Source organism: Colwellia sp. RE-S-Sl-9 (genome assembly GCF_048296855.1).
Taxonomy (GTDB): domain Bacteria; phylum Pseudomonadota; class Gammaproteobacteria; order Enterobacterales; family Alteromonadaceae; genus Pseudocolwellia.
Map to the genome: position 1 here is coordinate 50,061 of NZ_CP182631.1, position 23,231 is coordinate 73,291.

Below are 23,231 nucleotides of genomic sequence, written 5' to 3' on the forward strand. Positions count from 1 at the left end.
GATATTAAATCATGTAAGCCTAAGTTCTGTAGAGCTTTCGATATTACTTTTCTTGGTATTCAAAATACTCAAAGTCGGCGTGAATTTTCTGTCCCGATAGATCTTGGCAAGCTAGTCCATAAAATGCGCCTGTAAAGCAAGGGGAATAACCTTTTTCTGTATGCACTACATAATCGTCAGATAAAATACTACCGTCTAATTCTGGTCCTATTTTTTGCCATTTAGGTTGGTTATCTTTTGTTTCTACTGCGTAGTAAAACTGTATAACCGCTCTATTAAATTCAGCTTTAAGATATATTTTTTCAACTTGAGATATATCAATAGGTTGGCTGATAGGGTGCGATGTTTTATTGTCGTCGCAAGTTAAAACGTTAATAAATTTTTTCCCTGAATAAGCGTTTATATCGTCACCTGAAATATACACATAATGATAATGCGTTGTATTGTAGTAACAAACCAAACCTGCCATTTGCTGAAAGTTTTCAGGTGAAAACTCAATACAGGTAGAGGCTACGGTATGGTGAGCTTGTACTCTTCTGGCGAGTAAACTTTGCTCAAAACAAGAGCTAAGAGATTCTCGGCCATATAAGCGTAGGTGTTTTTGTCTATCTGTTTGACTTATCCATGCATAGGTCATGGGAACACGTAAACTTTGAAAGTTAATATCTAAAGAAGGAGAGTCAAACGTAATACGTTGTGTTTCGGGTTTAAATGTATGTTCAGATAAATTTGGTGCAGGAACATGCTGGCGTGCCTCTTGTGAGTCGTGGTCTAAGTAGAGCCAGTTATCTTCTTTCCACACAACCTTTTCTATTGCGGTTTCTCTACCAGTAATGCATCGCCCTTGTTCGGTTAACGGACGACCTGTAAGAAACACCATGTACCATTCGCCATTTTGTGTTTCTACTAAATCGGCATGTCCTGTTTTTTGTAGGTAATTACTCGGCGCATTTTTAGCTGTAATAACGGGGTTATTAGGATGTATTTCGTAGGGCCCCAAAATAGACGTTGATCGTGCTAACGATACACAATGGTTATAACTTGTACCTCCTTCTGCGGTAAGTAAATAGTAATAGCCATTTTTTTTATAAATATGGGGGCCTTCCGTTAAACCGTGTTCGCTACCGGTAAATATATGATGAATTTTACCTATGGTCTTTTTTAAATTACGATCAAATTCTTGAATGATAATACCACCAAAAAATTTACTGTTTCTGTGGTCTACAATCATGTTTAAGCAATAAGATTTACCGTTATCATCGTGAAATAAAGACGGATCAAAACCACTTGAGTTAATAAAGTCAGGCTTTGACCAAGGCCCTTTAATATCTGTTGCACTCACAACATAGTTAGGTGTGTCTTTCCAATCGCCATTAAAGTTTTTTACATTGGTGTATACCAAATAAAAAACGCCATCAACATAGCTTAAACAGGGCGCCCATACACCGCAAGAGTCGGGCACGCCTTTCATATCAAGTTGCGAGATTCTGTTGAGGGGACGTGTAATTAACTTCCAGTTGACCAAGTCTTTTGAGTGATGAATTTGTACACCAGGAAACCACTCAAATGTTGAGGTAGCAATGTAATAATCGTCGTCCACTCTTATAATACTCGGGTCAGGGTTAAAACCTTTTAAGATGGGGTTTGATATTGTTTTCATTATTTACTCTATCGTTATGTAGGTTGGCAGTTCTAGCCCTAAAAAAAAGTAACCATAACTGTAAAAGCTTATGGTTACTGGGAGAAAAATTTCATCTTCAACGTTATTGATTAAATGTAACTTATTGCTTATTAAGACTTGAAACAAAAGGTTTTGCTTTTAACTGACGATCGAACAACAAAGGATAATCTGTACGTCCAGGCATTGGCCAATCATTTCTCCACGTGTTAGCGTCACTTACACCCCAAAAAGTAACACGTTTAATAACATCTTGATGTTTGTTAAATATGTTGAATAAAGCTCTGTAACGATCACCTAATTGGTTTTCTATTTCAGTAGGTAAGCCGTTCGGATACGGGTTAAACTCATCTTGTAATTTCATGTTTAGAGAAACATCAGCACCCATGTTTTTTTCATCTGGAAATGGAATAACGGATACATCTAATTCAGTAATTAATACGTCTATATTTAAAGCGCTGTAAGCTTTAATTGAATCTTCAACTTCTGTTAAGCTTGGCGATGTTAACGAGTAATGAGCTTGCATACCTACGCTATCTATACGTATACCTTTACTTTGTAGTCGTTTAACTAAATTTAATACCCCATTACGTTTTTCTGGTTTGTATAAGTTGTAGTCGTTGTAATAAAGCTTAGCTTTTGGTGCTGCTTTCGCGGCCATAATAAACGCTTGTTCGATAAAGTCGTCGCCAATAATGTTTAACCACTTAGACTTACGTAAAGTACCATCTTCGTTTAATGCTTCATTAACCACGTCCCATGCATCTATTTTTCCTGCATAACGACCTGCAACGGTATTGATATGATCTTCCATACGTTTAAGTAATTCAGCTCTATTTAATGGTGTGCCGTCTTTATGTTCGAATACCCAATCAGGCACTTGAGAGTGCCAAACTAAAGTATGGCCAGTAAAAAAGTGATTGTTTTTGTTAGAAAATTCAACAAGTGCATCAGCTGCTTCAAAATCATATACGCCATCTTCAGGGTGAATACGTTCCCATTTCATCGAGTTTTCAGGTGTAACTGCATTAAACTGCTGATTAACAAAAGGCAGTACATTAGTTGAATTACCAATTATTTGTTCTCTACTTAATGCGGTACCTATTTTATATTTGTTGGCGAATAGCTCTTTTAGTGCAGAATCATCAGTATTTTTTTGCATAATAGTAGATGCAGTACTTTTACTTTGCTCTGTTGGTGTTTCTTGCATATTACCGCAAGCTGACAGTGTAAGGGTTATCGCTGGAATAAAAGTTAATAGTGTTTTTAACGAGTTATGTTTCATAGTTATTGTAATCTAATTGTATTTATGACTATTACTATAGTCTGTAAAGCTTCCATTATTCAATAAATATTATAATTTTTTTTGTATAAATTTTATTAATCTATATATAACAATTAATTAAATACTTTTGTTGGCTTGTTATTTTATTTATATGTGGATAATTAAGTTAAAATGGTAAAGTAGCGCACACAATCTATTTAAGTGATTGTTAACAAAGTAAGGTGGTAATGAGGACTGTTTTTTGACAAGCCGCTTTAACGAAATATTGCTTTATGGTGAGGTAAAATGTATTCTACGAGGCATTCTAATAGTCTTAATTACTATACCCGTTATCATTATTTAATATTTAATTTATTGTAATAATAATCAAGAGCAGCCATATGCATCACAATTCATCTAATTTACCAAGCGTTTCGCTTGCTGAAGAAACAATTCCTGAAGACTGTATTCGTAACCTGACGGTAGATAACCTTATTTTTACTTTGCATGAGAGTAAGTTAAAAGTACTTTTAGTAAAGTATAATCGTGGGTTAGCTGCTAATAAATGGGGATTAATAGGGCATTGGGTTAGAAATGATGAAAACTTAGAAGATGCAGCTTTACGTGTAGTTAAAAAAACAACCAATGTAGATAATCTTTACCTTGATCAATTAGGTGCATTTGGTGCAGTAGATAGGTATCCAGCCAGTCGAATTATTACTATCGTTTTTTATTCGTTAGTTAGGCATGAAGAAACCAATTTAATTAGCGGAGAAAACGCGTTTGAATGTGAATGGTTTGATGTTTACGATTTACCTCCTTTAATGTTTGATCATGCGGATATTTTAGCGGCAGGTTTGAATTATTTAAAATACAAAGTACGCCATGAACCTATTGGTTTTAATTTATTACCTGAAAAATTTACCTTGCTTGAATTACAAGAAATTTACGAAGCTATTTTAAATAAAACGTTAGATAAACCCAATTTTCGTCGTAAAATTCAAAAAATGAATTTATTGATAAACTGCGAAGAAAAGCAGAAAAAGGTAGCGCATAGAGCAGCAACTTTGTATCGATTTGACGTTAATGTATATGAAAAACTGAAAGAATTTGGATTTACATTCGAGTTTTAGTTCATTTAATATTTTTCTCTAAAAGACAACATTCGTTGTCTTTTTTTTTGCTTTAATTTCTCTCTTAATCATATAGATGTTTACATCCGAATAATTTAGATATAGTATTTTGGACTATATCGATAGTTAAACCATTATAAAATTGTATTTGGGGTATCCATGCAAAACGAAAAAAACAAGTTAACTGTTAAAGAAAAATTTGGTTATGGATTAGGTGACACGGCAAGCAATATTGTTTTCCAGATGGTTGCCAATTTTATGCTGATATTTTACACCGACGTTTATGGCTTATCTGCAGCGGCAGCTGGAACATTGCTGCTTACTGTAAGGTTATTTGACGGATTTACTGATCCTATTATGGGCAGTATTGCCGACAGAACCCGTACTAAGTGGGGAGCTTATCGTCCTTATTTATTATTTTTAGCGGTACCTTACGGCGTGTTTGCTTGTTTAGCTTTTATTACTCCTGATTTTGATGCAACGGGTAAATTGGTATATGCCTACATTACCTACGGATTATTAATGACCTGTTATACCGCTATTAATATTCCTTATGGTGCTTTGGGTGGTGTAATGGTTGACTCACCTAAAGAACGTGCTTCATTACAGTCATACCGATTTGCTATGGCAATGGCTGCATTAGTTATTATTGTGTGGGCGCTGCCAAAACTTGTTGAATTTTTTGGTGAAGGAAATGATCGAGTAGGTTATCCATTAGCCATGGCCTTCATGGGAACTTTAGCTGCCATTTGTTTTGTTTTTTGTTTTAAAATGACCAAAGAAGCTAAGCTGCCGCCTGTTGAAGGAAATCGTAAAAATGTTTTTACCGAATTCTTTTCGTTATTTAAAAATGACCAGTGGGTTATTATTGCTGCAATTAGCTTAGCTACCTTAACCCTTATTGGTATTCGTGCCGCAGTTGCTCCACATTATATTAAATATTATGTGGGCGAAGAGTCGTTAATTTCTACATTTTTAACTGTTGCTGCAATAGGTTCAGTTTTAGGTGCGGTATCCACCAACTTTTTAACCAAATACTTTGAGAAAAAAGTCTTATTTCAAGTGGCTATTGTGATTGTGATCATATCGCATAGTCTTTTCTATGTTGTAGATTCAAGCCAAATAGTCGCTATTTTTATCCTTTATTTTATTGCTAACTTTGCTCATATGATGTTGACGCCCATTATGTTTTCTATGGTGGCAGACACGGTTGATTATGGTGTGCTTAAAATAGGAAAACGTCTTACCGCTATTACCTTTTCAGGGCATTTATTAGCGATTAAATTTGGTTTTGCCATTGGTGGGGCTTTAGCTGGTTGGATCTTAGCGAGTTACAACTACGTACCTAATCAAGTTCAGTCGGCGGATACGCTGAGTGGTATTTTACTCGCATTTGCCGGCATACCCGTTATTTGCATGGTGATAAGTTTAGTACTGATCAAAAAATACAAATTAACCGAGCTTGAAGTCGAAAGTATTCAAGCATCAATTACAAAGTAATACGGTAATACGCCGTGTTTTAACAAATATTTTAAACAAACCGTTAACCTTTATATTTAGCGCTAAAAGCTTTGTTGTTAAAGCATCGCGCTAAATAACTTAGTCATCATAAAGTAAAATCGTACATAGGAGATTTCATGACAAGACCTGCACAAGAAAAACATAGGGCATCTGAAACGTTGAGTCATGCAGAGCAAATTCAACAAAAAGATATAGAGCGCGCCAATTTATTGAAAGATAAAAGTGAGCCCCTTGTTAAGCACATATATACGGCAGATCCATCTGCGCATGTTTTTGACGGTAAAATTTATGTTTACCCATCTCATGATGTTGAATCAGAAAGTAGTATAAATGATGATGGTGACCATTTTGCTATGAATGATTACCATGTATTGTCGCTTGATAAAGATGATTTTAGCGCGACAGATCACGGTGTAGCACTTCATGTAGATGATGTGCCATGGGCAAGTAAGCAAATGTGGGCACCTGATGCAGCGCATAAAGAAGGGACTTATTATTTTTATTTTCCAGCGAGAGATAAAGAGGGGATATTTAGGATCGGAGTAGCTAGTAGTTCATCTCCGACAGGGCCTTTTAAAGCTGAACCTGACTACATTCAAGGAACTTTTAGTATAGATCCCGCTGTGTATGAAGATGATGACGGTAGTTATTACCTTTATTTTGGTGGTTTATGGGGAGGGCAGTTACAAAACTGGCATGAGGGTAAATTTAATAAAGAAGACAAATACCCTGCAGATAATGAAGCGGCTTTGCCTGCTAAAATGGCAAAGCTTTCATCTAATATGCTTGAGCTAGCTGAAGAGCCTAAAGATATCATTATTATTGATGAAAATGGTGATCCAATAACCGTAGGTGATAATAATCGACGCTTTTTTGAAGGCCCTTGGGTGCATAAATATAATGGCGTTTATTATTTTTCTTACTCTACTGGTGATACCCATAAAATAGCTTATGCAACTAGCTCTTCACCTTATGGTCCGTTTACTTATCAAGGCGTTATTTTAAACCCTGTATTAGGCTGGACAAATCATCATTCTATTACCTGCTATGAAGGGAAGTGGTATTTGTTTTATCACGATAGCAGCTTGTCAGGCGGTCAAACTCACTTACGTTGCGTTAAAATGACCGAATTGATCCATGATGAAAATGGAAAGATTGAAACGGTAGACGCTTACGAGTAAGACTAAAAAATTTACCGAATTAAGATATAGTCAATTAGACTTTTATTTGTAATGTACTAAGCTTTATTTACTAAAGCAAGGTGTTATTTATAACGTATTGAATTTAATGTTTTTAGTTCGGTGATTTTAGATTTTAAAGAATTTCAGGTTTTAGTTTTAAAGATTTACGATATAAGTAAAAAATAATTTTTCGTTAAAATACCTTATTGTCATTTTGAATATATTGTGTTAAAAATGTAATTGTCATTTTGACAATAATAAAATAAATATAAAAAATCAGGGGACTCAAATGTTTAATAAAAAGATATTAACTACCTCCATCTTAGCCGCGCTAGGTTCAATGACCGTGTCAACTATGGGTTATGCAGAAGAAAGCGAAGTGAAGGAAGTAGAAGTTATTACCGTAACGGGGATACGTGGTAGTTTATTACGCGCTATGGATGTAAAACGTGCTTCAGAAGGTATTGTTGATGCAATTTCTGCTGAAGATATGGGGAAATTTCCAGATACTAACTTAGCCGAATCTTTACAGCGTATTACTGGTGTTTCAATTGACCGTGCAAGTGGTGAAGGTAGTAAAGTTACAGTTCGTGGTTTTGGTGCAGATAAAAACTTAATTACATTAAATGGTCGTCAATTACCTACAACGACGGGTGACAGAACATTTGATTTTGCAAACATTGCTTCAGAAAGTGTATCAGGTGTTACTGTTTATAAAACATCTAATGCGAGTGTTACATCAGGTGGTATTGGCGCAACTATTGATTTACAAACACATAAGCCTTTGCAGTCTCCGGGTACTAAAGCTTCAATTGGTGGGAAATTAGTTAACGATTCTTCAACTGACCAAGGTAGTACAACACCAGAAATTAGCGGTTTATACTCACAAACGTTTGCCGATGAAATGTTTGGTATTTCAATTTCAGGTAGTTACCAAGAACGTGAAAGTGGCATGCAACAGTTTTTACAAGACCAAGGCTACAGAGCAAGTGATTACACTAACACAGGTTGGGGTGGTGTACCTGCTGGTGCTGACGGCGGTACAAACAGACCAACAAGTGGTAATTATTCAAACCCACAACAACCTCGTTATGTGTTTGAAGAGCGTCAACGTAAACGTTTAAATGGCCAATTAGTATTGCAATATAAGCCTATTGAAACTTTAACAATTACTGTAGATCAGACAATAATTCGTAATGAAATTGAAGAGCAACATACTGATGCTTCTGTATGGTTTAACTATGCCGGCGATCGTAGCGAAACAGTATGGGACGGTTCTCCAAATGCAGTGCCACTAATTTATTCTGAAATTTATGAAATTAATAGTGATGCTGATCTTGCCGATACTTCTTTAACTGTTGGTGCTTGGGGTAATGAACAAAAAACTGACTCAACGGGTTTAAACATCGATTGGCAAGTTAGCGATAAATTAAACATTACTGTTGATCATCATAGTTCTAAAGCGAGTATGCAAGCGACAGATCCGCGCCATGGTACACGTAATAATATGCAATTACCTTCTTACACTCGTACTCGTACAGGTTTAGATTTAACGGGGGATTTACCAGGTATAGCAACAGGTAATATTGAAGCATTTACTCCACAAACTATGCGTTTATCCGGTAGTTGGTTCTCAAATGATAAATACTCTTCAGAAGTCGATCAAACTCAAGTAAAAGGTGAGTACATCTTAAACGACGAAATAAGTATCGATTTTGGTGTATCAGTTAATACGGTTAATAACCATTACCGTCATACACAAGTTCAACGTGCCGATTGGGGAGGAGTTGGTGAAGTAGGTGATTTTGCTGACGTTGATTGGCGTGAAGATACTATTTTAGATAAGTTTGATGCTAAAGCAGGTAACTTTGAAGGCACAGCAACACAAGGTGATTACGATTTATTTAACAAAATTTTCTTTGCTGATTTTGATGAAATTGTTCGCGCTGCAGAGTTTGCAGATCCAGTAGCTAATGTTGATAGTTTATGGGGTGACTGTAAAGCGCCTGCGGGTGCATCAGCAGGACCTAACGGTGAAGGCCATTTCTGTGCATCAACTAACTGGGATGCAGATACCAACCGTTTTACTGAAGAAAAAACCACAGCGTATTTCGTACAACTGAGTTACGAAGGTGAATTAGGAAGTATGCCGTTTAGTGCCTATTTAGGTGTTCGTCATGAATCAACTGATGTTGACTCAATAGCTTCAGCTCCGGGATATAGCAGTGTTGAATGGAACGAAGATACGTCTACATCAGTAACAGGTGTAACAGGCATTGAAACATTAAGTCAATCGGCTGACTACAGTAAAGTGCTACCAAGTTTAAATGTTAATTTAGAACTTACTGACGATATAACCTTAAGAGCAGCAGCGGGTAAAACAATTTCTCGTGCTTCTTATGGCCAATTGCAAGGTGGTACAACGGTTAATACAGGTGGTAGTTTAAGTGGTTACTCAGGTAACTCAGGTAATCCAGGGTTAAAACCATTAGAGTCAGTAAACTTTGACATTTCTGCTGAGTGGTATTACGACGAAGGTAGTTATGTTTCATTAGGTTACTTTAGAAAAGATGTAACTAATTGGATAACTACAGGTACTGTTGATTCAGATATTTTCAGTCTACCTAATCCACTTGATGGCGCTAAATTTAACGCTGCTGTTGCTGCATTAGGTGCAAATGCTTCAAATCAAGATATTAGAAACTATATCTTTGAAAACTACGTTGATGATCCAAATGTTCAACCAAAATTTGACGAAAATGGTGACTTAGACGGCGGAAAAATTATTGGTGACCCGGCAACAGATAACATTGTTAACTTTAGATTAAATGTGCCTGTAAACGGCGATAATGAAGAAACAATTGATGGGTTAGAATTTAATATTCAGCACATTTTTGGTGATTCAGGATTTGGTGGTGTATTCAACTATACTATGGTTGATTCAGGTCTTGCTTATGATAATAACTCTTTACAAGATACTGCTGCATTAACAGGGTTAAGTGATACAGCTAACGTGGTTGCTTTTTATGATAAAAATGGATTGCAAGTACGTATAGCCTACAATTGGCGTGATGAGTTCTTAAATGAACGCCGTGTAAATGGTGATTTAACAGCACCAATTTATACTGAAGCATACGACCAAATAGATTTTAACGTAAGTTATGAAGTGCCAGCCCTAGAAGGTTTAACGGTATTTTTTGAAGGTATTAACATTACCAACGAATATACCAATGAGTATGGTCGTGATGATCGCCTTACTTATAAATTAACCCAAACGGGTGCACGTTATGCTTTAGGTGCAAGGTATAGCTTTTAAAACGTTGTTTTAATTGTTTAAAAAGCTACTTTTTAGTAGCTTTTTTTATGCCTATTATTCGTTAATCTAAGTTAGATTAACCTTATTACGTTTTACATGAGGCTTTAGTTACCTTAGCTAGTAATTCGATTACTTGTTTGTTATAGTCAAATAAACCTTAAGTTGTCTAGTAGTAGATTAAGGTACTAAAGTTATTGATTACAGGGACAGAAACTTAAATTTATTGAATGGTTAAGTGGTGCATATGCAATCAGAAATAAAAAATATTGTTATTGTAGGTGGTGGTACTGCGGGTTGGATCACTGCGGGATTAATTGCAGCTAAACACACTAAACATCAATCTTCTTGCTCTACAGTTTCAGTTACCGTTATCGAGTCTCCAAATGTTCCTACTATTGGAGTGGGTGAGGGAACGTGGCCCTCAATGCGCGAAACCCTAAAAAAAATAGGTATTAACGAAGCTGATTTATTTACTTGTTGTGATGCGAGTTTTAAACAAGCCTCAAAATTTATTGATTGGCAAAAATCACCTTTAAATCATAACAACACTAGCCATTCTTATTTTCATCCCTTTTCTTTACCCCAAGGCACTTCTCAGTTTAATTTAGGTACAGTGATGGGATCTTTAACTGTTGCCGAAACTAGTACATTGTCTTTTGCTCAGCAAGTTTGTTATCAGTCTGTATTATGTGAAGAAAATTTAGCGCCTAAACAAATAACACTAAAAGCATACGACTATATTGCTAATTATGGCTATCACCTTGATGCGACAAAGTTTTCATTATTACTTAAAGATCATTGTATAAAAAAGCTGAACGTAAAACATATTTCAGCCCATATTGTTGCGGTAAATAATGATGACAGCGGTGATATTTCTTCAGTATCAACTCAATGCGCTGGTGATATTCAAGGTGATTTATTTATAGATTGTTCTGGTGCGCAGTCTTTATTGTTAGGTAAACATTTCGGTATTCCTTTTTGTTCAAAAAAATCAATATTGTTTAACGACTCTGCATTAGCGGTTCAAGTACCTTACGTTAATGAAAACTCTCCTATTGCGTCATGTACCTTGTCTACCGCACAAGCATCTGGCTGGATTTGGAACATAGGCCTACAATCTCGTTGTGGTGTTGGTTATGTTTATTCAAGTCAACACACGAGCGATACACTGGCTGAAAGTACACTTGAACAATACCTTAACTCATTAAGTACAAGCCATAAAAAGTCAGAACCTTCAGTAAGAAAATTGTCGTTTAACCCTGGTTATTATGAAAAATTTTGGCACAAAAACTGTGTTGCGGTAGGTATGTCTGCTGGTTTTATTGAACCACTCGAAGCTTCAGCATTAGCAATGGTCGAGCAAGCGGCTCAAATGATCAGTGATCAACTTCCTGTAACTAAACGTAGTATGGCGATAACCGCTAAACGTTTTAATGAAAAATTTATTAAGCATTGGCAACAAATTATCGAGTTTTTAAAACTACATTACGTGTTATCTAAACGAGATGATTCAAACTATTGGTTAGATAATAGAGATCCATCAAGTATGCCTGAATCTTTACAAGAAATGCTTGAGTTGTGGCAGCATCAAGCGCCGTCGTCTTACGATATTCCACATAATAATCCTTTGTTTCCTGCAGCAAGTTATCAATATGTTTTATACGGTATGCAATTTAATACGGTTTCAGCACGAGAAAATAATGAACATGCTGATCTTATTCAACGAACATTAGCTGATGTACAACATAAACGACAGCAGTTATCAAAAGTGATGGAATCAAACAGAATGCTAATTAATAAAATAAAACAATATGGGCTAGCCACCATTTAACAAACAGTAAACAACAATATAATGATAACTATAAAGTGAGGCACCTCATGGCAAACCATGTACTACTTAACAACATTGAACATAAAGATTTAAAAATTAATGCTGAACGTTCAGCAGTTATGGGTGACAACGTGTGGTATGCACAAACGTTCCCTATGGAGTTTAGAAGTGCTCAAGCCCACTATCCTATCTTATTTCATAAAGACAGTAACACAGGGCAGTTTATGCCAATTACTCTGTTCGGTTTTGAAAATGACGATAACTTATTTTTAAAAGAAGGTAAGTGGGATGCAACGTATATACCGTTAGCAGTGCAACGATTACCTTTTTATATAGGGCAACAAAACGTAGTAAAAGACGGTGTAACCGCGCAAGAACGTGTTATTACCATTGATTTAGATTCTCCTAAAGTAAATACAGAACACGGTATCGATTTATTTTTGGAGTATGGCGGTAACAGTGATTATTTAGAACATATGGCGAATGTTTTAGAGTCGTTGCATGTTGGTTTACAAGAAAATAATGATTTTATAGAAGCTATGGTCACCTGCGAGTTATTGGAATCAGTAACCTTAGATATTGAGTTAAATGATGGTAGTAAAAACCAGTTAATGGGCTTTTATACGATTAATGAAGATAATTTAAATGCTCTCTCACAAGACAAGTTAATAAGGTTACACAATGCAGGGTTTCTTCAAGCGATATATATGGTGATTGCATCACAAGTGCATATCCATGATTTAGTCGCACGAAAAAATGCCCAACTAGCGTCTTAATCATCATTTATGTTATCTATAAAAAATACAGTAAAAACGCTTTTTGACGTAACGCCTAATAATATTAGCGAAGCGATATTAACTTCTGACGAGCCTTTAATTCTTAAAGGTTTTGGGAGTAGCTGGCCAATTGTTAAAGCAGCGAAACAGTCTAACGAACATGCTGTTGAATACCTTAAACAAATGGAAAAAGGTATTACTGTTAATACATGTTATTTAGCGCCTAAAGAGCAAGGACGTATTTTTTATAATGATGATATGAGCGGTTTTAATTTTCAGACTAAACCGCAAATATTAAGTGATGTGTTAACTGAAATACTTGAACAAGCTAACTGTAAAATACCTAAAACGATTTATATTGGTTCAACCAGTATTAAACAAATATTGCCTAGCCTTGTAGAAGAAACATTAGCATCGCCATTGTTGTCTAACGCCATTTATAACATCTGGTTAGGTAATAAAAGTAAGGTTGCCGCACATTTCGATTTTTTACAAAACTTAGCTTGTTGCGTGGTGGGTAAAAGGCGTTTTACCTTATTTCCTCCTGAGCAAATTAAAAACCTTTATTGTGGGCCATTAGATAAAGCACCGGGTGGTCAGCCTATTAGTCTGGTTGATTTTGAGCAACCTGACTTTGAGCAATTTCCTAAGTTTAAAGACGCTATCGATAACGCTATGGTTGCAGAGCTTGAAGCAGGTGATGCTATTTTACTGCCAAGTATGTGGTTTCATCATGTAGATGGGCTGGGTGATCTTAACGTATTACTCAACCATTGGTGGAGAACAAGTCCAAATTATTTGGGAAATCCTACTGATGCACTTCATCACGCAATATTAAGTATTAGAGATTTACCTAAAGCACAGCGTAATGCATGGAAACATTTATTTGACCATTATGTTTTTGAGTATGAAAAAGATAATTTTAATCATATTACAAACAGTGCAAAAAGCATTCTCAATAGTCCGTTAGACGAATTACAAGCTCGAATCTTAAGAGCAAACTTACAAAACAAATTAAGACGTTAGTGCTACTTTTTAGAGGCTCTTACTTTTTAATATTATTAACACAGTAGGAATTACATCATGAATTCATCAGCAATTAAAAATGTGGTTATTGCCGGCGGTGGTACTGCAGGTTGGATGGCAGCTGCAGCATTAGGAAAGTTATTAGGCAAAAATCTAAACATTACTTTAGTCGAGTCAGATCTTATTCCTACGGTTGGTGTGGGTGAAGCTACCATTCCTACATTACATATCTTTCATGATCTTTTAAAAATAAAAGAAGCTGATGTTATGAAGGCAACTAACGCTACTTTTAAGTTAGGTATTTCTTTTGAAAATTGGCGTGATGTCAATCAAGACTACATTCATTCATTTGGGTATTTAGGTCAGGGCTGTTGGGCTGCAGGTTTTCAACATTTTTGGGTTAAAGGAAACCAGCAAGGCATCGTTAGCGAAATTGGTGATTATTGTCCTGAACATGTAGCAAGCAGACGCGGTAAATTTGCTGTTGTACCCAATCAAGACCGTAATTATGCTTATCATCTTGATGCCGGATTATATGCTAAGTTTTTAAGAGGTATGGCTGAAGAACATGGCGTTAAACGAGTTGAAGGTAAAATTAATCAAGTTAACGTTAATGAAGAAAACGGCTTTATTCAATCAATAGCATTAGATAACGGTAAGGTAATTGAAGGCGATTTATTTATCGATTGTACTGGTTTTAAAGGCTTGTTGATTGAACAAGCCTTACATACCGGTTACGAAGATTGGAGCCATTGGTTACCGTGTGATAGTGCTATTGCAGTGCAAACCAAAATACATAATAAAACCGTACCGTACACTCGCTCTATTGCGCATAAAGCGGGGTGGCAATGGCAAATACCGCTACAAAATAGAATGGGTAACGGTGTTGTATTTTGTAGTAAGCATTTATCAGACGAAGACGCTAAAGACTCACTTCTAAATAATATAGAAGGAGAGTTGCTTAACGAACCTCGTGTTATTAAGTTTAAAACGGGCACACGTCGTAAACATTGGAATAAAAACTGTGTTGCTGTTGGGCTTTCTAGTGGATTTATTGAGCCACTCGAGTCAACGAGTATTCATTTAATTCAACAGAGTATTATTCGCTTAATGCAAAACTTGCCGTCAAAAAATATGGAGCAAGCAAATATTGACGATTTTAATAACAAAATGCGTTTTGAAATAGATAACATTAGAGATTTTATTGTGCTGCATTATCATGTAACACAGCGAACAGACAGCGCATTTTGGCGTTACTGCAAAAATATGGAAATTCCGGAAAGCTTACAACAACGCATCAATTTATTTATAGAAAACGGCAACGCCTATAAAACAGAACGCGAGTTGTTTGGCGAAACATCGTGGATACAAGTGATGATAGGGCAAGGCCTAATGCCTAAGTATTACCACCAAATAGTCGACATGATGTCTGATACCGAATTAAAAGGTTTTTTAGATAACATAAAAATGACAATTGAACGCCGTGTAAATAGTTTTCCGGATCATAACGAATTTATTAAAAACTACTGCCAATCAAGTGTCATGTAATTATTGTGATTAAGATCAATCGCCAAGCAACGCTTAATGTTGAGTACATAGGACAAGATAAAATACCTGTTATTATTATTGATAACTATGCGGAAAACCTTGATGAATTAGCAGACAATGTTGTTGCAAACGGACAATTTAAACCTGACGAAATAAGCAATTATCCGGGCATTCGTTCGGCAATTCCCAAGGCGCTTGTAGTGGGGTATTTAAAGCCATTAATAGAAGTGTTATATCGTGTATATAAATTTTCAAATCATTTACAACCCGCCCCCAAAGACAATTATTTTTCACTTATAACAAAGCAACCTGAAGATATTTCGGCCATGCAATCGTGGCCGCATTTTGATACGCCTAACCCTAACCTTATCGCTGTTATTCATTATTTAAACAAAGGCGACCACGGTGGAACTGGATTTTTCAAAAATAATAAAAGTGGCTTAGAACGTATAGATGCCAGTACGAAAGATTATTTTTATCAATGTGCAGATGACTATTTTAATTCATTAAATACAAATACTTTTCACTACTGCGGTGAACAGCACAGTGAATTTACTTGTTATAAAAAAATAGCCTACAAAGCAAATCGTTTAATTATTTTTCCGGGACAATTATTGCATTCAACTTTAGTAAATACCGCTACAGATATTAATGGCGAACCTGCAACAGGTAGATTAACCGCTAACTTTTTTGTTGAGTTTAAATAAACCTTTACGATCTCCTAACTATTCACATCTATGGTTTTACTTCATGCTTTCCCCTTTTTATTCAATGTTTTTTGCCATATGTTGTAAGCATTATTCATAAAGTAATGTTGATTTTTTAAATAATTGAAATTTTTTTTATTGGGTGTCTTTCTATATACAGCATGTATGCAAAACTCAAGGAGCCAAACATGAAACCCTTTCATTTATTTATTCTTTTATCATCACTTCTTTCTACAACATCATTTGCTGTCGATACCAAAGTAAAACCAAATTTAGATGGGCTAACATTACCTGAAAATTATAAAGACTGGAGAGTGATTTCTGCCTCACACAGAACAGATAACAAGAGTATGAGAATTATTCTAGGTAATGATATTGCCATTAAAGCATCACGTTCAAATCAAACCAATCCTTGGCCAGACGGTGCTATTTTAGCTAAACTTGTTTGGAAACAAAAAACTGAAAAAAATTGGCCTACCGCAATAGCACCAGAAGCTTTTATTCATGCCGAATTTATGTATAAAGATTCTAAAAAATTTAAATCTAATGGAACAGGGTGGGGATGGGCACGTTGGTTAGGAAAAGATCAAGTTCCTTATGGTAATAAAGATGATTTGAACCAATCATGTATTTCTTGTCATACGCCTGTTAAAGGAAACGATTGGGTATACACTACACCTGTGCAACTACCTTAATTGGTAACGGGTATATAAACTTAATAAAATTACCGAATAAGAGGAATCGTTTATGCGTCAAAAAGTAGAGTTTACCAGTGGTGACCACAAGCTTAGTGGATTACTTGAAACACCTGAAACGAATATTAAATTTTATGCATTGTTTGCTCATTGTTTTACATGTGGTAAAGACGTTGCCGCTGCATCTCGTATCAGTAGAGCATTAACCGCTAAAGGCATTGCCGTGTTACGTTTTGACTTTACTGGCTTAGGTAATAGTGATGGCGACTTTGCGAACACGAACTTTTCTTCAAATATTCAAGATTTAGTGGCTGCTGCTGACTTTTTACGTAAGGAATATAGCGCACCCAAATTACTTATTGGTCATAGTTTAGGTGGCGCTGCAGTATTAGGTGTTGCTGAAAAAGTTGAAGAGTCGGTTGCCGTAGTCACCATTGGTTCTCCGTCCGATGCGGCGCATGTAGCACATAATTTTGCTGCTCATATTGATGATATTGAAGCAAACGGAGAAGCTGAAGTTAGCCTTGCAGGTCGTAATTTTAAAATACAAAAACAGTTTTTAGACGATATTAACAGTTATGGAAATAGCCATATTAGTAAGCTAAAAAAAGCCTTGTTAGTTATGCATTCTCCTGTGGATAGTACGGTTAATATTTCAGAAGCTGAAAAAATTTATCAAGCAGCACTTCATCCTAAAAGCTTTGTTAGCTTAGACAATGCCGATCACCTATTAAGTCATAAGAAAGATTCTGAATACGTAGCAGAAGTTATTGCCGCATGGGCAAGTAGATACGTACCAAGCGACACTAAAACGTATCAAAGCAGTGTTGCTCAAGGACATGTGTTAGTTGAAGAAAAAGATCACAAGTTTGCTCAGCATGTGAGTACAGCAAGTCATTATTGGTTGGCCGATGAGCCTGTTAAAGTTGGAGGTAAAAATTCAGGCCCAGATCCTTACGATCATTTACTAGCTGGTTTAGGTGCGTGTACATCAATGACATTAAGAATGTATGCTCAGCGTAAAAATCTCCCCGTAGATCATATTAAAGTTGAACTAACGCATACGCGTAATTATCAGGAAGACTGTGAAAATTGTGAACAACAAAGTGGAATAGAAGCTATTGTGCGTAATATTAGTTTTGTTGGAAGTTTAAACGAGCAAGAAACTGCACGCTTTTTAGAAATTGCTGATAAATGCCCAGTACATAAAACATTGCACAGTAAAGTGGCTGTGGTCACTCGTCTTGCTGAGTAGCTAAGACTAGGGGCTGTTGAGCTTTGCTGATTATTTTTGAAGTAGTTTATTAGCCTTTAATATAAGGCAGAGTATATGTTTTGTTATTCTACTCTTAATAGGCGGTAACGTAGTAGAAATGGCGAATAAGTGCCGTTTAAATGTTTCTTGCTCATTGTAGCAAGGAATTTATATAGAACAACTAGGCTACACTTCTTGCGCTGCGAGCAACTAGCATTTAATTAGAACAAAATTTAAATATGAAAGTTCAACAGACCTTAATAGCGCTTATGATTAAGCGCTATTTTAAAGGACTTATACGTCAATATTAGCTAATACCATTTCTTTGTCGGTTGTGGAAATGTTTTTCTGATTTGAGCATTCTTCAACAGGTATTTGACCATGTTCAATTAACCAAAAGAAACTTTGCATCGCTATATTTAACATATTCTCTGTTTCTTTTGCCCATGGTTTTTTGTAACCGATAAAAATGGTATGGCCTTCAAGAGATGAAGTTATAAATAAACTTAAACGCTGCGCCTGCAAGTCGGTAAGTTTAGGGTTAATATCTTTAATAATATCGGCAACTATTGCACGGTACTTACCATACATATTATCCATGATCTTACTGACGTGTTTTTCATGATTTGCCATACTCCAAAGCTCAGGAAAAAATACGGTGGTGTGCTTTGTTTTAAGATCTTTTACAACGGCTTTTATTATTTTTATGAACTGTTCCTTAGGCGATAAATTATCTCTAAACTTTTCAAATGTGTCTAAATAATTTTGAATAACCTGATCAAGTAAAGATTCTAATAAGCTATCTTTTGACGGAAAATAATACTGTAAATTGCCAACACTTACACCAGCTTTAGTGGCAACTTTTCGCATTGAAAAATTATGATAGCCACTATCAATCAATAATTGCTCTGCAGCTTCTAAAATAATTTTTATTCGCCTTTCACCTTTGGTGTAGCCCTTGGAAACCGCTTTGTAAGTCACATCAACCCTTTTCTGATAACACTAATATTAGAATGTATACGTTGCTTTATGATAAATCAATTATGGTAATAGTGAAAATATATTTAAGACTATTTTCATATTACTTAATGTTTTGAAATATAAGATTAAAAATTAAATTTAACTACATAAAAATATAAATACGATTGTACTAATAAAAAATACGCTTGACCTAAAATTGGGTTTGTTCTACAGTTGATTTATGCGTAATGATGCTTAAAAAACACACTACTCATGCCGCTTTGAAAAATCATTAATAAAAAATGCAGAGCAAAGGGGGTTAGCACTTTGAAAAAAATAATAAAAGTTAACGCTCTGTTAGTTGTTAATAAATTTAATTTATTATGGGGAATTAAAGATGTTTAAAAAATCAAAATTGGTTATGTCTATGGCTGCTTGTTTAGGCGTTCTCTCCGCCGGTACATCAGCATCAGTTATTGAAAAAATAGAAGTCACGGCTCAAAAACGAGTTCAACCATTACAGTCCGTAGGTATTGCAGTAACAGCGTTAAGTGGGGACCAAATGGATGCATTAGGTTTAGACAATGCGCAGCAAGTTACTGCAATGGCTCCAGGAGTTACAACCATTCAACCCAATGGTCCATCATCATTTTTTGTAAGTATTCGTGGTGTGGGCCAAAACGATTTCTCAGGTGACCATCAAGAATCACCTGTAGCTATTTACCTTGATGAAGCTTATATCAGTGCAGCATCAGGAGCAGGGTTCCAATTATTTGATATGGAACGAGCTGAAGTATTACGCGGCCCACAAGGTACTTTGTTTGGCCGTAATGCAACGGGTGGTCTTGTTCATTACATTACTAAAAAACCAACCAGTGATGTTGAAGGTTATGTAGATTTAACGTTAGGTGCTTACAACCAACGCAGGTTTGAAGGTGCTATAGGTGGTGGACTTACCGAAGACATTTCAGGACGTTTATCTTTTGTTAAAAACAAGCATGATGGTTATATTGAAAACCGTATTGGTACAGACCTAAATAACGGTAACGATTGGGGGGTAAGAGGTCAGTTACTGATTGAAAGTTTTGAAGATATTGAGTGGCTGATTAGCTTAAGAGCTGGCGAACAAGACATTAACTCAGGTTTTTTTGAACACAGTTCGGCACGTTTAAACCCTGTAACAGGTTTAGGTGAACATTTTGATGGTCCTGATTTACAGGCAACGGGCGATTCTTTAGCTCCTTCTTATCAAGACACTGATAATGATGTTCACGCGGGGGCTTATAACGTTATTGGTTACAACCGGCTAGAAACCGCAGGCGCTACCAACAATATTACAATGGATTTTGGTGAGTACGACGTTACCTTTATCACCGATTATTCAACCTTAAAAAAAGATTACCTAGAAGATTCCGACGCATCACCTAATGACTTTTTTGCATTCTTTTTAAAGAGTGATTTAGAGCAGTTTTCTCAAGAAATTCGTGTAGGTGGATTTACCGACACGGTTGATTGGGTAGTGGGCGCTTTTTACCTTGATATTGAAGGTGAATTTTCCAATGGTGGTGCAGCACAAAACTTTTTCTCAGCTCAATTTCCTGGATTTGGTCTTAACGATACCTCATTAAATCATCTTGGTTTAAACACGCCTTTTGAAACAGAAACTAAAACAACGGCATTATTTGCTCAAGCAGAAATAGACATTACCGATACGTTGTCATTTACAGCTGGCCTTCGTTGGTCAAACGAACAAAAAGATGCCAATTTAACAACTTACTTTTCACTTTTTGATTCAGCGGCTTCTTCTAATGTTGTATCAAACGATGCTTTTGGTTTGGGTGCAGATATTGATTACTTTCATTATGGTCCTGCAGGTGCTGGTGGTGGCGGTTTAGGTGCTGTGTTCGACTTAACTGAACAGGGTACTTACGAAAGCATTGATGACGATTTAATTACGGGTAAATTACAGCTTGATTGGAAAATGGACAAAAATACCTTGATGTATTTAGGCTATAACCGCGGCGTAAAAGCGGGTGGTTATAATGCTCCACTTGATCCAACTGATCTTTTTGACGGTAATCCACTCAACGGCAGTGTAGAAGACATGAGGTTTGATGAAGAAATATTAAATGCTTATGAATTAGGGCTTAAATGGTCTTCTGCTGATGACAAATTAAGAATTAACAGTGCAGCTTATTATTACGATTATCAAGACTACCAAGCCTTTAGGTTAGAGGGTTTAACCACTTTTGTTTTCAATACTGACTCAGTGGTCAAAGGTGCTGAAGTTGAAATTCAAGCAAATCCTATGGACGGTTTAGATATTATGGCAGGGCTTTCTTACATCGATAACAATGTTGAAGATGCCTTTAGACAACCTGACGGGCAGTTACTTGATCGACGCGCGATTATGACGCCTGAATGGAATGCCAACGCATTAGTTCGCTATGAGTGGGAAGTGATGGAAGGCTTTATGGCGGTGCAGTTTGACGCTACGTTCTTGTCGGATCACTATTTCCAACTTAAAAATGCGCCAGTAGGTCATCAATCTTCTTATGTTTTATCTAATGCACGGCTGTCTTATACCAATGCTGACGATACTTGGACGGTTGCTGCTTTTGTAAATAACTTAACAGATAAAGAATATCGAACCATGGCGTTAGATTTATCGGGTACGCCTGCACAAGCTGGCTTTGGTTTAACTGAAAGTTATTACGGTTCGCCTCGTTGGTGGGGAGTGTCGGTTAATTACAGATTCGAATAATAAATAATTTGTTGGAGCCCTTTATCTGATTATTCAGTTAAAGGGCTATAAATTGTAAAAATATCATTAAAAACTAGGGTACTTTTACCTAAAGGGGAGAATTATGAACCAATATAAAATGTTAGTCGCAGGGCAACTTGTTGAAGGTAAACAAACCTTAGATGTTATTAATCCTGCCACTGAAGAGGTTTTTGCTACAGTACCTCGAGCCAGTAAGGAAGATGTAATGATAGCTGTTGCTGCAGCAAAAAAAGCTCAACTATTATGGAAGCATGTACCTGAAGCAGAGCGCAGAGCCGTTGTTAATAAAATAGCCGATGCTATAGCCGAAAATGCGGAAGAACTCGCTAAAACCATCACCTTAGAGCAAGGTAAAGTACTCGATTTTTCTCGTATGGAAGTACAATTTGCTGAAGCCTTTTGTCGTTCACTCGCTTCACACGAATTTCCAGTTAAAGTATTAGAAGAAACTGAAACTAATCGAGTTGAAGAGTACCGGACGCCGCTAGGTGTTGTAGCTGGTATTATTCCTTGGAATTTTCCGTTATTAATCGCTGCTTATAAATTATCTCCTGCACTTGTAACAGGTAACGCGATTATTTTAAAACCGGCACCAACTACACCGGTTTCTACACTTATTTTAGGTCGTATTATTGCGAATATAGTGCCGGAAGGTTTGGTTAGCGTTATTGTTGATGATAATGATTTAGGACCAACACTTACCTCGCATCCAGATATTGCTAAAATTTCATTTACTGGCTCTACTCCAACAGGTAAAGCGATTATGAAAAGTGCAGCCGATACCATGAAACGTTTAACGTTAGAGCTTGGTGGTAACGATGCTGCAATTGTACTTGATGATGCTGACCCGAAAACGATTGCACCGGGTATTTTTGGTAGTGCCTTTATTAATAGTGGCCAAGTATGTATTGCCCTAAAACGTTTATATGTGCACGAATCTATTTATGATGAGTTGTGTGATGAAATTGCTACTTTAGCCAATAACGCGGTTGTAGGTAATGGTATGGATGAAGGCGTGCAATTTGGTCCTGTGCAAAACAAAGCACAGTACGAAAAAGTATTATCTTATATTGCTGCAGGTAAAGCAGAAGGTACAGTTATTGCGGGTGGTGAAGCATCAGATCAACCCGGCTATGTTATTCCGTTAACGGTTATTAAAGACTTAAAAGATGGTTGTATTTTAGTTGATGAAGAACCTTTTGGCCCAGTATTACCTATTGTTAAATACTCTAATTTAGATGATGTTATCGCCAGTGCTAATAACAGTAAAATGGGCTTAGGTGGTTCAGTGTGGTCATCTAACCTTGAAAGAGCATCACAAGTGGCGGCTCGATTAGATACAGGTACTGTGTGGATTAATCAACATTGTGCTTTTGGTCCTCAAATTCATATGGCACCGGCAAAAGAATCTGGCGTAGGAGCTGAATGGGGTAAGGAAGGTGTTAAAGAGTTTACCGCTTGTAAAATTATTAACATTAATAAGGCTTAGTACGTTAATAATGTTTAATGTAAAGAGTTTCATTTGCATAATTTTTATTTCATATTGTTTTGCCTT

The 23,231-nt window shown here is 36.2% G+C and carries 16 protein-coding genes; 13 read left to right on the forward strand and 3 right to left on the reverse strand.

The genetic code is table 11. The features are described 5' to 3' along the window. Positions 1-43 precede the first annotated feature (43 nt). Both ACM9HF_RS00220 and ACM9HF_RS00225 read right to left on the reverse strand, forming a co-directional pair. A complete protein-coding gene (locus ACM9HF_RS00220) occupies positions 44-1,660 on the reverse strand; it encodes a glycoside hydrolase family 43 protein (protein ID WP_473613504.1) in 1,617 nt (538 codons plus the stop codon). A 121-nt stretch (positions 1,661-1,781) separates the two neighbouring features. Continuing rightward, positions 1,782-2,963, reverse strand: coding sequence for an endo-1,4-beta-xylanase (locus ACM9HF_RS00225; RefSeq protein ID WP_473613505.1), 1,182 nt, complete (start codon positions 2,961-2,963; stop codon positions 1,782-1,784). Positions 2,964-3,343: 380 nt separating this feature from the next. On the opposite strand from ACM9HF_RS00225, the gene ACM9HF_RS00230 reads away from it, so the two are divergent. The 11 genes from ACM9HF_RS00230 to ACM9HF_RS00280 all read left to right on the forward strand — a co-directional run bounded on the left by ACM9HF_RS00230 (position 3,344) and on the right by ACM9HF_RS00280 (position 17,931). Beyond that, complete coding sequence (locus ACM9HF_RS00230; RefSeq protein ID WP_473613506.1) at positions 3,344-4,075, forward strand: NUDIX hydrolase; 732 nt, start codon at positions 3,344-3,346, stop codon at positions 4,073-4,075. 159 nt (positions 4,076-4,234) lie between these two features. Further along, positions 4,235-5,575 (forward strand): glycoside-pentoside-hexuronide (GPH):cation symporter, encoded by a 1,341-nt coding sequence (locus ACM9HF_RS00235; protein ID WP_473613507.1) that lies wholly within the window; start codon positions 4,235-4,237, stop codon positions 5,573-5,575. Between the two features lie 137 nt (positions 5,576-5,712). Then, positions 5,713-6,777 carry a glycoside hydrolase family 43 protein gene (locus tag ACM9HF_RS00240; RefSeq protein ID WP_473613508.1) on the forward strand — a complete coding sequence of 355 codons (1,065 nt, stop codon included), beginning with the start codon at positions 5,713-5,715 and terminating at the stop codon, positions 6,775-6,777. Positions 6,778-7,066: 289 nt separating this feature from the next. Beyond that, on the forward strand, positions 7,067-10,093 hold the full coding sequence (locus tag ACM9HF_RS00245; RefSeq protein WP_473613509.1) for a TonB-dependent receptor: 3,027 nt from the start codon (positions 7,067-7,069) through the stop codon (positions 10,091-10,093). Between the two features lie 244 nt (positions 10,094-10,337). After that, a complete protein-coding gene (locus tag ACM9HF_RS00250) occupies positions 10,338-11,924 on the forward strand; it encodes a tryptophan halogenase family protein (RefSeq protein ID WP_473613510.1) in 1,587 nt (528 codons plus the stop codon). A 47-nt stretch (positions 11,925-11,971) separates the two neighbouring features. Beyond that, the gene (locus ACM9HF_RS00255) at positions 11,972-12,700 is read left to right on the forward strand and encodes a SapC family protein (RefSeq protein ID WP_473613511.1); all 729 of its coding nucleotides are present in this window, start codon (positions 11,972-11,974) and stop codon (positions 12,698-12,700) included. Between the two features lie 9 nt (positions 12,701-12,709). Further along, positions 12,710-13,726, forward strand: a complete 1,017-nt coding sequence (locus ACM9HF_RS00260; protein WP_473613512.1) for a cupin-like domain-containing protein — start codon at positions 12,710-12,712, stop codon at positions 13,724-13,726. Between the two features lie 57 nt (positions 13,727-13,783). Continuing rightward, complete coding sequence (locus ACM9HF_RS00265; RefSeq protein WP_473613513.1) at positions 13,784-15,274, forward strand: tryptophan halogenase family protein; 1,491 nt, start codon at positions 13,784-13,786, stop codon at positions 15,272-15,274. A gap of 5 nt (positions 15,275-15,279) precedes the next feature. Further along, complete coding sequence (locus tag ACM9HF_RS00270) at positions 15,280-15,981, forward strand: DUF6445 family protein (protein WP_473613514.1); 702 nt, start codon at positions 15,280-15,282, stop codon at positions 15,979-15,981. Positions 15,982-16,169: 188 nt separating this feature from the next. Next, positions 16,170-16,676 (forward strand): cytochrome P460 family protein, encoded by a 507-nt coding sequence (locus ACM9HF_RS00275; RefSeq protein WP_473613515.1) that lies wholly within the window; start codon positions 16,170-16,172, stop codon positions 16,674-16,676. Between the two features lie 52 nt (positions 16,677-16,728). Next, the gene (locus ACM9HF_RS00280; protein WP_473613516.1) at positions 16,729-17,931 is read left to right on the forward strand and encodes a bifunctional alpha/beta hydrolase/OsmC family protein; all 1,203 of its coding nucleotides are present in this window, start codon (positions 16,729-16,731) and stop codon (positions 17,929-17,931) included. A 294-nt stretch (positions 17,932-18,225) separates the two neighbouring features. Here the strand turns inward: ACM9HF_RS00280 and ACM9HF_RS00285 are convergent, their stop codons facing one another. After that, positions 18,226-18,912, reverse strand: a complete 687-nt coding sequence (locus ACM9HF_RS00285; protein WP_473613517.1) for a TetR/AcrR family transcriptional regulator — start codon at positions 18,910-18,912, stop codon at positions 18,226-18,228. A gap of 376 nt (positions 18,913-19,288) precedes the next feature. Here ACM9HF_RS00285 and ACM9HF_RS00290 point away from each other — a divergent pair, with 376 nt between their 5' ends. Both ACM9HF_RS00290 and ACM9HF_RS00295 read left to right on the forward strand, forming a co-directional pair. Further along, positions 19,289-21,655: a TonB-dependent receptor gene (locus ACM9HF_RS00290; RefSeq protein WP_473613518.1), complete on the forward strand. Its 2,367-nt coding sequence runs from the start codon at positions 19,289-19,291 to the stop codon at positions 21,653-21,655. Positions 21,656-21,758: 103 nt separating this feature from the next. Then, positions 21,759-23,165 (forward strand): aldehyde dehydrogenase family protein, encoded by a 1,407-nt coding sequence (locus ACM9HF_RS00295; RefSeq protein WP_473613519.1) that lies wholly within the window; start codon positions 21,759-21,761, stop codon positions 23,163-23,165. The last annotated feature ends 66 nt before the right edge of the window (positions 23,166-23,231 follow it).

Coding starts and splice junctions, on each gene's coding strand:
- ACM9HF_RS00220 (WP_473613504.1), bottom strand. CDS start 1,660: ATGAAAACAATATCAAACCCCATCTTAAAAGGTTTTAACCCTGACCCG.
- ACM9HF_RS00225 (WP_473613505.1), bottom strand. CDS start 2,963: ATGAAACATAACTCGTTAAAAACACTATTAACTTTTATTCCAGCGATA.
- ACM9HF_RS00230 (WP_473613506.1), top strand. CDS start 3,344: ATGCATCACAATTCATCTAATTTACCAAGCGTTTCGCTTGCTGAAGAA.
- ACM9HF_RS00235 (WP_473613507.1), top strand. CDS start 4,235: ATGCAAAACGAAAAAAACAAGTTAACTGTTAAAGAAAAATTTGGTTAT.
- ACM9HF_RS00240 (WP_473613508.1), top strand. CDS start 5,713: ATGACAAGACCTGCACAAGAAAAACATAGGGCATCTGAAACGTTGAGT.
- ACM9HF_RS00245 (WP_473613509.1), top strand. CDS start 7,067: ATGTTTAATAAAAAGATATTAACTACCTCCATCTTAGCCGCGCTAGGT.
- ACM9HF_RS00250 (WP_473613510.1), top strand. CDS start 10,338: ATGCAATCAGAAATAAAAAATATTGTTATTGTAGGTGGTGGTACTGCG.
- ACM9HF_RS00255 (WP_473613511.1), top strand. CDS start 11,972: ATGGCAAACCATGTACTACTTAACAACATTGAACATAAAGATTTAAAA.
- ACM9HF_RS00260 (WP_473613512.1), top strand. CDS start 12,710: ATGTTATCTATAAAAAATACAGTAAAAACGCTTTTTGACGTAACGCCT.
- ACM9HF_RS00265 (WP_473613513.1), top strand. CDS start 13,784: ATGAATTCATCAGCAATTAAAAATGTGGTTATTGCCGGCGGTGGTACT.
- ACM9HF_RS00275 (WP_473613515.1), top strand. CDS start 16,170: ATGAAACCCTTTCATTTATTTATTCTTTTATCATCACTTCTTTCTACA.
- ACM9HF_RS00280 (WP_473613516.1), top strand. CDS start 16,729: ATGCGTCAAAAAGTAGAGTTTACCAGTGGTGACCACAAGCTTAGTGGA.
- ACM9HF_RS00290 (WP_473613518.1), top strand. CDS start 19,289: ATGTTTAAAAAATCAAAATTGGTTATGTCTATGGCTGCTTGTTTAGGC.
- ACM9HF_RS00295 (WP_473613519.1), top strand. CDS start 21,759: ATGAACCAATATAAAATGTTAGTCGCAGGGCAACTTGTTGAAGGTAAA.